The 14,078-nt window shown below is 39.5% G+C and carries 9 protein-coding genes; 1 reads left to right on the top strand and 8 read right to left on the bottom strand.

The window, feature by feature from the left end:
* Positions 1-18: 18 nt before the first annotated feature.
* The 4 genes from IPU53_RS09450 to IPU53_RS09435 all read right to left on the bottom strand — a co-directional run bounded on the left by IPU53_RS09450 (position 19) and on the right by IPU53_RS09435 (position 5,571).
* Positions 19-2,193 carry a glycoside hydrolase family 3 N-terminal domain-containing protein gene (locus tag IPU53_RS09450; protein WP_207450143.1) on the bottom strand — a complete coding sequence of 725 codons (2,175 nt, stop codon included), beginning with the start codon at positions 2,191-2,193 and terminating at the stop codon, positions 19-21.
* 259 nt (positions 2,194-2,452) lie between these two features.
* A complete protein-coding gene (locus IPU53_RS09445) occupies positions 2,453-3,274 on the bottom strand; it encodes a carbohydrate ABC transporter permease (protein WP_207450142.1) in 822 nt (273 codons plus the stop codon).
* 10 nt (positions 3,275-3,284) lie between these two features.
* Entirely contained in the window at positions 3,285-4,172 is an 888-nt protein-coding gene (locus tag IPU53_RS09440) for a carbohydrate ABC transporter permease (protein WP_207450140.1), read from the bottom strand.
* Between the two features lie 154 nt (positions 4,173-4,326).
* Positions 4,327-5,571 (bottom strand): sugar ABC transporter substrate-binding protein, encoded by a 1,245-nt coding sequence (locus IPU53_RS09435; RefSeq protein WP_207450138.1) that lies wholly within the window; start codon positions 5,569-5,571, stop codon positions 4,327-4,329.
* Between the two features lie 473 nt (positions 5,572-6,044).
* Here IPU53_RS09435 and IPU53_RS09430 point away from each other — a divergent pair, with 473 nt between their 5' ends.
* Complete coding sequence (locus IPU53_RS09430; RefSeq protein ID WP_207450136.1) at positions 6,045-7,019, top strand: LacI family DNA-binding transcriptional regulator; 975 nt, start codon at positions 6,045-6,047, stop codon at positions 7,017-7,019.
* Between the two features lie 431 nt (positions 7,020-7,450).
* On the opposite strand, the gene IPU53_RS09425 is transcribed toward IPU53_RS09430, so the two are convergent.
* From IPU53_RS09425 to IPU53_RS09410, 4 genes are all read right to left on the bottom strand, one after another.
* Entirely contained in the window at positions 7,451-8,470 is a 1,020-nt protein-coding gene (locus IPU53_RS09425; RefSeq protein ID WP_242698184.1) for a LacI family DNA-binding transcriptional regulator, read from the bottom strand.
* A gap of 1,087 nt (positions 8,471-9,557) precedes the next feature.
* Positions 9,558-10,451: a myo-inosose-2 dehydratase gene (iolE, locus tag IPU53_RS09420; RefSeq protein WP_207450134.1), complete on the bottom strand. Its 894-nt coding sequence runs from the start codon at positions 10,449-10,451 to the stop codon at positions 9,558-9,560.
* Between the two features lie 21 nt (positions 10,452-10,472).
* The gene (gene iolD, locus IPU53_RS09415) at positions 10,473-12,398 is read right to left on the bottom strand and encodes a 3D-(3,5/4)-trihydroxycyclohexane-1,2-dione acylhydrolase (decyclizing) (RefSeq protein WP_207450133.1); all 1,926 of its coding nucleotides are present in this window, start codon (positions 12,396-12,398) and stop codon (positions 10,473-10,475) included.
* Between the two features lie 216 nt (positions 12,399-12,614).
* Positions 12,615-14,075, bottom strand: coding sequence for a CoA-acylating methylmalonate-semialdehyde dehydrogenase (locus tag IPU53_RS09410; RefSeq protein WP_207450132.1), 1,461 nt, complete (start codon positions 14,073-14,075; stop codon positions 12,615-12,617).
* Positions 14,076-14,078: the final 3 nt, after the last annotated feature.

The raw sequence follows: 14,078 nt of genomic DNA, 5'->3' as shown, positions 1-14,078 counted from the left end.
GACAAATAGAGAAATCTATTAGTGCCTGTTCAAATAAGAAAAAGACGGTTTCAGATAAAACGATTGACTTACAACATCTGAACTATTTCCTCCAACAAACACCATAAATTCTCCCGCATCACTTTTATATTCTAGGTTTGCATGATGATAGCGCAGCATCTCTTCTGTAATAGAGAAGCTCACCTGTTTGGTTTGATTGGCTGGAATGAATACTTTTTGAAAAGCTTTTAGTTCTTTTACCGGACGTACTACCTCTCCAACCAGATCACGAATATACAGCTGGACCACTTCTTCCCCTGAATAATCGCTGTGGTTTTTCACGCGAATTTGCACATCAATCGATCCACCTGGTGCAAGTTCGTTTGCCGATAATCGTAGTGATTCATATTGAAAGTCGGCGTAGCTTAATCCAAATCCAAATGGATATAGCGGCTCATTTGGAGTATCAATATATTTGGAGTAAAATCGCTCTGTACTTCCTTCAGGTAGAGGGCGACCTGTACTATACGCATTATAATACACGGGAATTTGTCCCGTTATTCGTGGAAAAGACATGGTTAGTTTTCCGGAGGGATTCACTTGCCCAAATAATAGATTAGCTACGGCCGCTCCTCCCTCTGATCCGGGATGCCAAGCCTCTAGGATCCCATCCGCTAACACCTCTACTTCCGTTAAATCAAGGGGACGCCCATTAAACAACACGACGGTAATCGGTTTTCCAATCGTCTTTAATTCCCTTAATAATTCCAATTGATTTTCAGGCAATGTGATACTGGATCGACTTCTGCCTTCGCCAATTCGATCGCTGCCTTCTCCAAACGCAAGAATAATGTGAGTAGCATCTTTTGCTACTTTTATGGCTTTGGCAAGTGCCTCTTCGCTCCTTTCATACATAAGACAACCTAACGCGTATTCATAGTTTGCAGTCTGTTTAGCAATTCCTTCCTTTAAAGTTACAGCCTCTTCTTTTTTACCAAAAATAGACCATTCTCCAAGAATATCTCGATTATCGGCATAAGGGCCGATCAAAGCAATTTTTTCATTGCGAAGGGGCAGGACATCATTATTTTTTAACAATACACAACTTTTCTCAGCCGCTACCCGGGCGATTTCTCTATGTTGTGGGCAAGATAAATATTCATTTTGCTTTTGAATACTGGCGTTTCTGTGCGGATTTTCAAAAAGTCCTAATTTATTCTTCAAGTTAAGAATTCGTAACACCGCTTCATCAAGTAGTTCTTCGGGAACTTTCCCATCTTCAATCTGTTTCTTAAGGCCATGTTCATAGCACAAGCTCATCATCTCAATATCCACACCCGCATAAATTGCTTTTTGGGCAGCCTCTTTCCGATCTGCCGCAACCCCATGAGGGATGAGCTCTTCAACAGCCCCGTAATCTGAAATCAGCACACCTGCAAAATTAAATTCATCCCGTAAAATATCTCTCATCAATTTTTGATTTCCAGAAGCCGGGATCGAATCAATGGTATTAAAAGACGTCATAACTAATTCACACCCAGCTTCTAATGCCGCTTGAAAAGCAGGCAGATAGTTTTCTCTTAATTCACGTTCGGATAAATCTACCTTATTATAATCACGCCCGCCTTCTACTGCGCCATAGCCAACAAAATGCTTCACACAGGCTGCCACTCTATTTAAATCAGCTTGTAGATTCTCCCCTTGAAATCCGCGAACACTTGCCTTGGCGAATTCTTCATTTAGAAAGGAATCCTCTCCTGTTGACTCCATTACCCGGCCCCATCTAGGATCTCGTACCAAATCAACCATCGGTGCAAAAGTCACATGGATTCCTGCACTTGAAGCTTCTTTAGCACTAACCGTTTGAGCTTGCTCCACAAGCTTCGGATCCCATGAGGCTCCTAGTCCCAACGGGATCGGAAATATCGTACGAAAGCCATTAATAACATCTGCCATAAAAAGCAGGGGGATTTTCAATCGGCTTTGTGCTAAATAACGCTCCTGAATCTCTCTGTTCCTTTCTGCCCCAGCACTTCCTAGGACAGATCCACTATGATTGACTGATTTGGAACTGACTTGTAAATCATCGGGACCTGTCACCGGGTCTTTATTATCATTTGTCGCGTAAAAGTGACCAGCAAATTGCATAAGTTGACCGACCTTTTCATCTATCGTCATATTTGATAAAAGCTTCTCAAGCTTCTGCTGTTCCATCGATTATCTCTCCTAGCAGTTATGTTCAATTTATTATGTTTTGAGAGTGAATGTGAATATCTATATTGTTAAACACTTTAACCATAGTCCCATTCAGCAAATACTTATTATTTTATCCCGCATTAACTGGCTGTAAGACCCCCACTTCAAGAATTTGTGGAAAAACCTAGAATTGTAAGTGGGGGATCAACAGCCAGTAAAAGCCCGATTTGTTCAACTAACAATCAGTGAGAGATGAAGGCCCCCACGGATTGAAGTTTCACTTTATCCCCGATACATTGAAACCTTCGATAAGATGTTTCTGGAAGATGGTAAAAACGATTAAAATCGGAATTACCATGACTGCTGAGCCTGCCATCTGCAAACCATAATTCGTTGCATTTTGATCTTGCAGGAGTGATAAACCAACAGACAAGGTATATAAAGATTCATCATTGGCGATAATCAACGGCCAGAGAAAACTATTCCATGCACCAATAAAGGTTAAAATCACTTGTACCGCCAGAATCGGCTTAGATAATGGGATAATCAATCGTAAAAAAATGTAAAATTCCCCAGCTCCATCCAACCTTGCAGCTTCAATCAAGTCATCAGGGATCGTCGTCATAAACTGCCTGATTAGAAATATGTTAAACGCCGAGATCAGACCTGGTAACACGATACCAGTCATCGAGTTTGTTAGTCCCATTTCATTCAGAATCAAATAGGTTGGGATCATCGTAATCTGTCCCGGTAACATCATCGTGATAAGCACGAGGATAAACCATGTTTCTTTCCCCCGAAACTGAAACTTACCAAACCCGTAACCTGCCATTGTATTCAGTAGCAAACCAAACATGGACCAAGCAACGATGATTAATGTGTTAATCAGATAAGCATCAAAATTAAGATTCTGAAACAATTCAATAAAGTTTTGGATCGTTGGATTTTCCGGAATAATGGTCGGTGGAATTCTTAGTACCTCACTACTATCTTTAAAGGAACTGAGCATCATCCAAATAAACGGCAATGCAACGAGGATACTACCAATAAAAAGAACAATCGTTATCAAAGCTTTTTCAGCATTATTCTTTAACTGCATGATCGTCACCTCACCTTTTTTGTTCTATTTTTCTAATTTTAAATTGAATAAGAGTTACCACAATAATAATTGCAAAGAGGACAAATGAACCGGCAGCACCGTACCCAAATTCATTATATTGGAACCCTTCTTGGTAGATAAATAAGGCCATAGAATTAGTACTATTCAGCGGACCTCCCTCTGTCATCACAAACGGCTCTTCAAAAAATTGGAACCAACCGATCATTGTGGTTATGACAACAAAAAAGGTTGCAAAACTGACGGAAGGAAGGGTAATTTTCGTTAATTTCTGCCATCTATTGGCTCCATCAATATCTGCCGCTTCGTAATACATTTTGGGTATCGACTGTAATGCTGCTAAAAAGATCAACATGCTGACACCATTACTTTTCCATACTGCTAACAAAATGAGTGATAATTTAGCAATTTGGGTGCTTTCTAACCATGGAACTGCACCAATATCAAAAAGAGAAAGAATATAGTTGAATAAACCGTATTCATTGTTATAAAGAAATCCCCAGATCACCGCAACCGCCACAATATTTGTAACGGACGGCATGTAAAACACTACCCGAAAAAAAGATGATAACCAATTACTCACAAGATTTAAAAGAAAAGCAATAACGAACGAACTCCCGACCGCCAGTGGCACTCCTATGATCACGTAAAATAATGTATTATAAATAGCTTGCAGGAATTCTTCGTCTTTGAATAACTCAATATAGTTTTCGAAACCCGTAAAATTAATTTGGGACCAATCTGCGAGCCCAAGTAAATCCATATCCGTAAAACTAATTCCAGCGGCAACAATAATCGGAAAAAAAGAAAAAACGATCAATAATAGGACGGCTGGCATAATGAAAAAGAAAGGTATCATCTTCATTTTTAGTTTATTCATCTCGTCCCCTCCTTTAAAATTATTTTTCTGGGGCATCACCGTGTATATGCCCCAAGATCTTTACCCCTGTGCAACCGTCCGTAAGACCCCACTTAGATTCTAATGAGATCTAAGTGGTGACAACGAACGCTAATATCCCAAAAATTTGCCTCTATTAATCTTTAAGAATTTTTTCTACTTTTTGATGCAAATCGTTCAGTGCTTTATCGATATCTTCTCCACCTCGAGCAACTTTCTCAATCATTTTCGTAATTTCTTGTGCTATTTTATCGCTTCCATGCATCGTAGGTGATGCTTCAACTGATTCCAGTTGTTCACCAAATACAGAAAACATAGGATCTTCAGCTAAGAGAGGATCCTCCCAAGCCTCTTTTCTAGATGGAAGTTCATTTTTTTCTTTATACCAAGCAAGTTGTGTTTCTGGATCAGACAACCAGTTAATAAAGTCAAGTGCTTGATCAACATTATCTGAGTTTTTGAAAATGGTTATTTGTGAGCCACCAATCATCGATCGATTGGTACCTCCATCGGGCATTAAACGGACATCCCATTTTCCATCAAGGTCAGGTGCACCCTCTTCAATCGTTTTGATATCCCAAGGTCCACTAAAGAACATCGGTTTTGTCCCATCTTCAAAAGCTTGGACCATTTCCTTGCCTTTTTCGATTTGAGAATACTTATTCTCATAGAAAGTTTTATACAGTTCTACCGTCTTTTTGAATTCTGGTTTTGTAAAATTGTCGGCTCCCATATCGGGTTCATAATCCCATCCCTGTTCCCATGCGAAAGGATATATTAGATTTATATCTTTTGGAGGTAAATCAACGGCATATTTTCCATCACCACTGGCCACAAGCTGCTTGGCAGCATCCTCCAGATCATCCCATGTTTCAGGGCCATCGGGATAACCGATATCGCTTAATAAGTCTTTTCGATAAAAAAGTACTCGTGTATCAACATGCCAAGGGATACCATATGTTTTTCCATCAAACACGCTTGCTTCCAGCGCACCATCGTAAAAGTCATCCGCTGCTAGATTAGGATATTCATCCAGATAATCCGTTAAATCAACGAATGTGTTAGCATCGACAAATTCATGCATCCACGTTGTACCCATCAATATGATATCCGGACCTTTTCCGGAAGCAACAGCTGTCAATAATTTATCATGCCCACTATCCCAAGGTATCCCTTGGATTTGGACATCGATACCTGTTTCCTCTTCATACGGTCCAATGATCTCATTCCAACCGGAGTCACCCATTTGCCATACTTTTAAGGTTTTACTGGATTTTCCGCCTTCTTTATCACTGGAATCTTGATTACCACCGCATGCACCAAGAATCAGGATCGCACACAGCATTATCATCGTGAAAAGCTTTATATTCATCTTTTTCATCTCTATCCCACCTCTTTTTTAGTATTTTAATATTCCCACAGCTCCAATGGACATCATGCCATTATTAAACTTGAAACAAATGAATCTATCATTAAAATGAAACAATAGATTCACAATCCCTTTCTAGCAAATTTAGCCCCCTTTTTTAAAAAATTGCTGAAACGTTTCTACAAAAGATTATAGAACACATCGAAAGCGATTTCAAATATTTTTCAAATCTTGCTATGACAACATAAATTATTAACATTCATATCCCCCAACCTATTATTTGCTGAAACGTTTCTCTATAAAATATAGGAATCTTTAATAAATTAGGGTATAATTATCTTATAATACTTTTCAAACATATAGGATTTTAGTTAAATTTAAGTGAAACGTTTCTATTTGTCATCTACTAAACAATATCAAAACAAAAAGAATTTGTTTATAATTAAAATACAGATTGCTTTAGCACGTTAAGGAGAATCAATTTTATGGTGAATATTAAAGATATAGCACAAAAAGCTGGGGTCTCTATTTCGACGGTATCCTATGCGCTCAACGGGAATACAAGAGTCTCTGAACAGACGCGATCAAGAATTTTAGCGATCGCCAACGACCTCAATTATATACCCAATGCTGCGGGGCGGAATTTAAAAAAGAAGGAAACAAATGTGATTGGAGCTTTTATTAACGATTTCACGGCTCCTATATTCGGTCAAATTCTTCAAGGAATGCGGGAAGCGTTGAACGCTCATAATTATGAATTGGTTGTTTGTAGCGGGATAAAATCGCATCGATTTATCCCTGAGCGAATGTTCGATGGTGCTGTCATCTTAGATATTTCATTTTCAAACGAAAAAATATTGGACTATGCTAGTAGAGGACATAAAATGGTCGTTTTAGATCGAGATTTAGACCACCCAAACATACACCCCGTTCTTCTCAATAATCAGCAAGGGGCAAAATTAGCGATTGAGCATTTGATTCAAAAAGGCCATCAAAAGCTTTATATGGTAAAGGGACCTGAAAATAATTTTGATAATAGAAAGCGTCTCCAATCTGCCAGACAAGTAGTAAGCAACTATTTACATGTTGACTACACTGAGATTAGTGGGGATTTTGTAAAGGAAAGCGGCAAACGAGCTGCAAAACAGATCATTCAAGAATACAAGCAACCTGTCGCTGTTTTTTGTTTTAACGATGAAATGGCGATTGGCATGTATCATGAGTTCCTTAAGACAGATTTGCGTATTGGAGAACATATCCATATTATTGGTTTTGACAATATTGAACTTTCCCAATACATCCAACCAACATTAACGACCATTGGTTATTCCCGTCAACAATGGGGGAAAGTAGCAGCCGAGCAATTATTGAACATGATAAAAGAGCAACCTGTAAAAGAAAGCCTTATTAATGTGAATTTAGTCGAAGGAAACTCGGTAGGAGAAGGGGCGTTGGATTGAGGCTGAATTAATAAACTGCGCAGGAGTTAGAATCCAAAAATGGAAGTTTTATCGACTTTCACAACAGGAAGTTCCAAACCAGTTCATTGCCACATTTAGCAAAAAGAATCATTCAAAGGCCTTATAAGGATTCCCCATTATAAGGCCTTTGAATGATTTACAAAAATAGTTTTCGGAGTGTGTCAAAACGCCTTCAACGGCGTCGAGTGGTTTTCTAGCATGATGTAGTAGATAATTTTTTAGATCCAAATATTATGGGGGACAAAGCAATAAAAAAAATGAACGTTTAGGGGGCAATGAGGCCAAACCAAATAAGTTATTGACTTTTCCATTCGACATTATTTAGTTTGTTGCTATATGTTTCTTCATGGAACTAGTCTAAATTGACTGTTCTCAATTCCTTATCATTAATAGAAACGTCCCTGTTTCATTTAAATTTTATTTACTAATAAATTCGCAGTAGTCCCTCTAACAATTAATTCGGGAACAAATAAAATTCTTTCTTTGTTTTTGGTACTGTTTTCTGTTTCAATTTCTTCTATTAAAATGTCCACGATCTTGTTTCCCATATCACGCATTGGTTGAGCTATCGTAGTGAGTTCAGGAACAGTAGTAGTTGCAAGTATAGTATTATCAAAACCAATGATAGACAGATCTTCTGGTACAAGTACTCCCACTTCTCTTGCACCTTTAATTGCTCCGATCGCAATCAAGTCATTCACAGCAAATACCGCTGTTGGAGGATTGTCACAATCCAGTAGTTGAAGAATACCTTTCCTGCCATTTTCTATGGAAGCAGTTGTATTAATCACATTCTTTTTCTCCACCTGAATTCCTTCCATCTCAAGCGCTTCTAGACAACCATAAACCCTCATTTTACTCGACTGAACTTTCTCACCAATAATCCCAATATTCGTATGACCATTTTCAAACAAGAAAGATGCTGCCATATAGCCACCTTTAAAATCATCAACAGATACAACTGAAACATTCAGAATAGGATCATCTTGGGCTAAAAGAGCTAAAGGTGTACCATTTTGCTGCATTTGCTGAACTAATGTCCTGTTCTGGAAACCCGATGTAACAATTATTCCGTCTACTTGTTTCCTTTGCAGTAATTCTATATACTTTTTCTCTTTCTTTTCGTTGTAGTTCGTACTGCACATAATGACACTTTTCCCTCGTTCATGTGCTCGATCTTCGATTGTACGTGCGATTTCTGAGAAAAAGGGATTAGAAATATCAGGAACTAATAAGCCGATTGTTTCAGTCTTTTTCCCAGTTAAGGCTGAAGCAACAAAACTTGGTTGATAATTTAGTTTTTCCATTGCCTGCAGAACCTTTTCTCGTGTCACTTTTCCTATTCTACCAGTATTGTTAATTACCTTGGAAACGGTCGCAATGGAAACACCCGCCTCTTCTGCTACATCATAAATAGTTATTTTCACCATAAAGCCTCATTTCTTTTGTTATAACTGTCACGTATTAGAGGATGTTCAAAAAGTCTGGTAAAAATGACACTACGAGATAAAGGATCTTCGACTAAGTGCCGACACGTCCTGTGTCGAACGTCGAAGTCACCACATCCTGTGGAAGTTCGTTGGCTTGTTTCTCCGCTGCTCGAAACCGCGCCGCCTCGAACTTTCGACGTACAGGATGTACCAGTATCGGTGTTGCTGACAGGACGTCAGCGTCTTTAACCGACTTGGTCCTTTTTATCCTCCTTTTTAAACACGCACTATTATTAAAAATTAGTACATTTTCAAATTTTTCTCGATAGAATTTATAGCAGGGTGTTTTGGTATCATTCTATATGTACATCCGTCAATCGCGGTACTTGCCACCTCTATAATTTCATTCGAAATAAAGTGAAACTTCATTCAATGGGGGTTTTTTCCATCCCACACTGAATGCTAGTTGAACCAATCGGGTATTTACTGGCAGTTGTCCCCCACTTACAATTCTCGTTTTTACCTCGAATTCTTGAAATGGCGGGCTTACTGCCAGTTAATTTGGCATAAAAGAACAGCCTGCCGAATAGAGAGCCATTCTCCACTTCCTTATACCTTTTGTTCAGATCTTAACTGATATCGCTTCTTAGAGATTTTTACTAAGTATATGTAGATATCTTAGATTGACTCATCTAAAGGCCCATTATGTATCTCTTGTTCACCTTTTCAATTGGTACTACCCCAATGTCAACTCTATCGGCTAATGACAGATTTCATGGGAAGGCCTCTTTCTTTTAAGCACCGCTTTACAGGGCGTACTTTTAGAATAGAGCGCCTTCCCATTTTTTACAAGAGAATGTTCAAAAAGTCCGGTAAAAATGACACTTCGAATTTCTTCGTTGGCTCGCTTTTCCGCTCCTCATGTACCTACTGTCGTACATTCCGGTGCTCAAAGCTTCGCCGCCTCGAACTTCTCGGTCCTTTTTATCCTCCTTTTTGAACACGCATTACAAGTATTATTTGTCGAGCGAAATTTTACACATAGACCATATATCGAGTTTGCATATATTATAAATCTAATTGTGTATTATACACCAGCTTTTTCGGCTATATAAGTCCTAGCCATCTTAGCGTATTCAAATGGATTTGCTTTCGCAGGATCTTGTTCTGCTTCTACCAGCATCCATCCTTTGTAATCCGAATTCGCAAGCACATGAAAAACTGGTGTAAAATCAAATGCACCATCACCAGGAACCGTGAATACTCCCAACTTTACTGCGTCAAGGAAACAAAGATGTTCTTCGTGTGTTTTTTTGGCAACATCTGAACGAACATCCTTTAAATGCACATGCTTAATGCGAGGAAGATGATGTTTCAATACTTCTACTGGGTCTTCACCTGACAAATAAAGATGACCTGTATCGTATAAGAGACTAATGAGTTCTGAATCCGTCTGTTCCATCAATCGATTAATTTCTTCTGTTGTTTGTACGCCAGTTCCCATATGATGATGAAATACAATATCCATCCCTTTTTCCTTGGCTAAACGACCTAATTCATGTAAACCACTGACTAATTTCGTCCAGTCTTCCTCTGTAAAAACAGGTTTGTTTTCGAACAAGGGTAAATCCTCTTTCTGTATACTATGTCCTTGTTCAGAGACGACAATGACTTTGGCACCCATCTCAGCAAGAAAATCACGGTGGAGTATAAATTCTTGTTTCACTTGTTCCAACGATTGGGTTGTTAAAAAGGCACTAAACCACGCGCTAGCAATTTCTATATTTCTTAGTGATAATGCCTTTTTCAATTTATCCGTATCCCTAGGGTATTTAGTTCCCACCTCCGTCCCGCTAAATCCAGCTAGTGCCATCTCGCTAATGCATTGCTCAAACGTATTTTCACTTCCAAGTTCTGGTAAATCATCATTAGTCCATCCAATTGGAGCAATTCCCAATTTCACTGCATCTTGTTTAAACATGTGTAATCATCCTTCCCATTATCAGTATTTACGTGCCTTATTTAATTGCGCTACATTTTCTTCATATGCACTTGCAATCGCTTCCTTTTTCGATACTTGCGCAACACCAACATTCCACCAAGAGTCATAGCCATCCGTCATCGTTTTTGGCAACACTTTAATATCAATTAATGTCGACACCGATTGTTTCTTAGAGTCCATAATCGCCTCATGTAGTTCTGATAGATTTCTAACTGAGTAAGTTTTCGCACCATAGCCTGCAGCACTTTGGGCAAAGTTAAGTGGGATTACTGGGCCAGTAAGTTGATTTGTTTCAGGATCTCTCTTTCTAAATTCGGTTCCAAAGCTCCCCATTCCATTGCCCATTTGCAGATTATTAATGCAACCAAAGCCAGCATTATCAAATAACACCACATTTATTTTTTTATTTTCTTGAATACTCGTGACTAGTTCGGAATGAAGCATGAGATAACTTCCATCCCCGACCATGGCGTATACCTCTTGATCAGGTGCAGCAAGTTTAGCTCCTAACGCCCCGGCAATTTCATATCCCATACAAGAATATCCGTATTCCATGTGATATGTATTTGGCCTACGACTTACCCACATCCGTTGTAGGTCCCCCGGTAAACTACCAGATGATCCAACTACAATCGCATTAGGATCAATTAATGTATTAAGCTCACCAATCACAGCTGTTTGCGTTAACGAAGAGCCAAATGTGTTTTTATATTCCTCCAGTTCCTCATCCAAATGCCCAGCAATCTCCGGTTTATAATCACTAGCTTCATAGTTTGTTTGGTACAGTCTTTCTAATTCTTTGCCCCACTCTTCTTTCACATCAGTGATCTCTGTATCGTATCCTGCCTGGTAATGAATCTCATCTAATTTTAGAGTTAACTGGGTTAACCCTTCTTTTGCATCTGCCACAATTTTCACAGCATCCAGTTTGTTGGCATGGTAATTAGATATATTAATCGCTATATATTCCACTGATTCATTTTGGAATAAATATTTGGAAGATGTCGTAAAATCGGTAAACCTGGTTCCCACTCCGATAATCAGATCTGCCGTAGCTGCTATTTTATTAGCCGCTAAATTTCCAGTGACACCGATTCCGCCAAGATTCAACTCATGATCGCCCTCAATTGCGCTCTTCCCAGCTTGTGTTTCCGCAATCGGAATCCGGTATTTCTCAGCAAATGCTTTTAATGTTGTGCCTGCTTCCGAATAGCGAACACCTCCACCACAGATGATTAAAGGCTTTTTCTTCGATTTAATTACTTCGACTGCATCTTGTAACTGACTTTCTGATGAGGGTCTACGCTCAAATCGGTGCACACGTTTTTTGAAAAAGTAATCAGGATAATCATACGCCTCACCCTGCACATCTTGTGGTAAGGCAATCGTGACAGCACCAGCATTACCTTGGTCTGTTAAGACGAGCATGGCATTAATCATCGCAGACATCAATTGTTCCGGACGACTAACCCGATCCCAATATTTACTTACGGGGCGGAAAGCGTCATTTGTTGTAATACTTGCATCATAAGTTTGTTCGATTTGTTGCAGGACTGGATCTGGTTGGCGAGTCGCAAACGTATCACCTAGTAATAATAACAATGGAATATTATTGGCTGTAGCTGTTGCAGCAGCAGTGACCATGTTTGCCGAACCCGGGCCAACTGATGATGTACAAGCAATCAATTGTTTATGATGGTTTTGCTTGGCAAATGCAGTAGCAACATGCGCCATCCCCTGTTCGTTTCTGCCTTGGTATACTTCGAGGCCGCCACTATCTTCTTCTAGTGCTTGCCCCATTCCTAGTACATTACCATGACCAAAAATTGAAAAAATCCCTTTGAAAAGCTTCGTTTGTTTTCCATCAACCTCGACAAATTGTTGATTTAAAAACTTTACTAACGCTTGAGCTGTTGTTAATTTCATCCTATCACCTCATAAAGAGCTAGTTATTTAAATAGAGTCAGATAGGTCGGTGCCTATCCGGCTCGTTAAAGTGAAACTTCAATCAGTCCGGGATTCTTGCTCTTCCGACTAATTGTTAATTGCACCAATTGAAGGGTTAGTCTTCGTATACTCCAACTTAAAACATCCACTTTTTTAGAAGGATTCCTACGGACGGTTACAGCAGGGAAAACATGATTATACCCATCGTCCAGTAACTACTTTTTTCCTTGTATAGAAATTAACTCCATCCTTACCATTGGCATGCAAATCACCATAGAAGGAATTCTTCCAACCGGAGAATGGGAAGAAAGCCATCGGAGCTGGTACACCAATATTGACCCCCAGCATTCCTGCATCCACTGTTTCACGAAATTGTCTTACACTTCCGCCATCTTTTGTAAAAATACAAGCACCATTGGCGAATGTCGATTGGTTTGCCATTTCCACTCCTTCATCTAAATTTTTCACGCGTGCTATCGATAACACTGGTGCAAAGATTTCATCCTGCCAGATCTTCATTTCTTTTGTCACATTGTCAAAAATAGTTGGCCCAACAAAATACCCTTTGTTTTGGGCAATCTGGTCATTACGGCCATCACGAACCAGTTTCGCGCCTTCTTGTTCCCCTATTGCAATATAGTCTAATGTTCTTTGTTTATGTTGATCACGAATAACTGGTCCTAAAAAGATATTTTCATCTAAACCGTTACCAATTTGAATTTTGTTAGCTTTGTCAACGAGCATGTCGCTAAAATCATCTGCAATATCCTCTTCGACAGCTACTACAGAACAGGCCATACACCGCTCACCAGCAGAACCAAAAGCCGCACTTATAATTTGACTTACTGCGTTTTCCAAATTGGCGTCATGCAATACAATCGAGTGATTTTTCGCCCCAGCAAGCGCTTGAACTCTTTTCAAATTATCTGTTCCTCTTTTATACACATATTCAGCAACAGGCTGAGAGCCAACGAAAGAGATGGCTTTTACGTCTTTATGGTCGAGCAAGCCATTAACCACTTCATGAGCACCATGCACAATATTAAATACACCTTTCGGTAATCCAGCTTGCTCCAACAGTTCTGCTAACCGATTGGCAAGCAACGGTGTGCGTTCCGATGGCTTTAAGACAAATGTATTTCCCATCGCAATTGCCATTGGGAACATCCAGCAAGGAACCATCATTGGGAAGTTAAATGGAGTAATTCCACCAACTACACCGATTGGATATCGATATTCCCCTGATTCCAAGCCGGTTGCAATCGAGGGCAATTGTGAACCCATCATTAGGGTTGGTGCACCAGCAGCAAACTCTACACATTCGATTCCGCGAAGCACTTCCCCTTTCGCTTCTGTAAAGTTTTTTCCATTTTCGACTGTGATTAACTCTGCTAACTCATCCCAGTGATCGACTAATAATTGCTGATATTTAAATAGAATTCTTGCTCGCTTCGGTACTGCTGTTTCGCTCCATGCTTTGAACGCTTTTTGAGCAACATCCACTGCATGGTCTAAATCTTCTTTGATAGAAATAGGCACTTGGGCAATTACTTCACCTGTTGCAGGATTATATACTTCCTCAGTCTTTGTCGTGAGAGAATTGACCCATTCGCCAGCAACATAGTTTTTTAATGCTTTTATTGCAGTGTCTTTCATCTT

The organism is Bacillus sp. SD088 (assembly GCF_017355205.1).
Lineage (GTDB): Bacteria > Bacillota > Bacilli > Bacillales > Bacillaceae_C > Lederbergia.
Note: the sequence above shows the minus strand (reverse complement) of the source record. Positions and strands in the feature narration are given on the sequence as shown.

What these genes read in the sequence shown, in the direction of transcription:
- IPU53_RS09450 (WP_207450143.1), bottom strand. Translation starts at nt 2,193, where the DNA reads ATGGAACAGCAGAAGCTTGAGAAGCTTTTATCAAATATGACGATAGAT.
- IPU53_RS09445 (WP_207450142.1), bottom strand. Translation starts at nt 3,274, where the DNA reads ATGCAGTTAAAGAATAATGCTGAAAAAGCTTTGATAACGATTGTTCTT.
- IPU53_RS09440 (WP_207450140.1), bottom strand. Translation starts at nt 4,172, where the DNA reads ATGAATAAACTAAAAATGAAGATGATACCTTTCTTTTTCATTATGCCA.
- IPU53_RS09435 (WP_207450138.1), bottom strand. Translation starts at nt 5,571, where the DNA reads ATGAAAAAGATGAATATAAAGCTTTTCACGATGATAATGCTGTGTGCG.
- IPU53_RS09430 (WP_207450136.1), top strand. Translation starts at nt 6,045, where the DNA reads ATGGTGAATATTAAAGATATAGCACAAAAAGCTGGGGTCTCTATTTCG.
- IPU53_RS09425 (WP_242698184.1), bottom strand. Translation starts at nt 8,470, where the DNA reads ATGGTGAAAATAACTATTTATGATGTAGCAGAAGAGGCGGGTGTTTCC.
- iolE (WP_207450134.1), bottom strand. Translation starts at nt 10,451, where the DNA reads ATGTTTAAACAAGATGCAGTGAAATTGGGAATTGCTCCAATTGGATGG.
- iolD (WP_207450133.1), bottom strand. Translation starts at nt 12,398, where the DNA reads ATGAAATTAACAACAGCTCAAGCGTTAGTAAAGTTTTTAAATCAACAA.
- IPU53_RS09410 (WP_207450132.1), bottom strand. Translation starts at nt 14,075, where the DNA reads ATGAAAGACACTGCAATAAAAGCATTAAAAAACTATGTTGCTGGCGAA.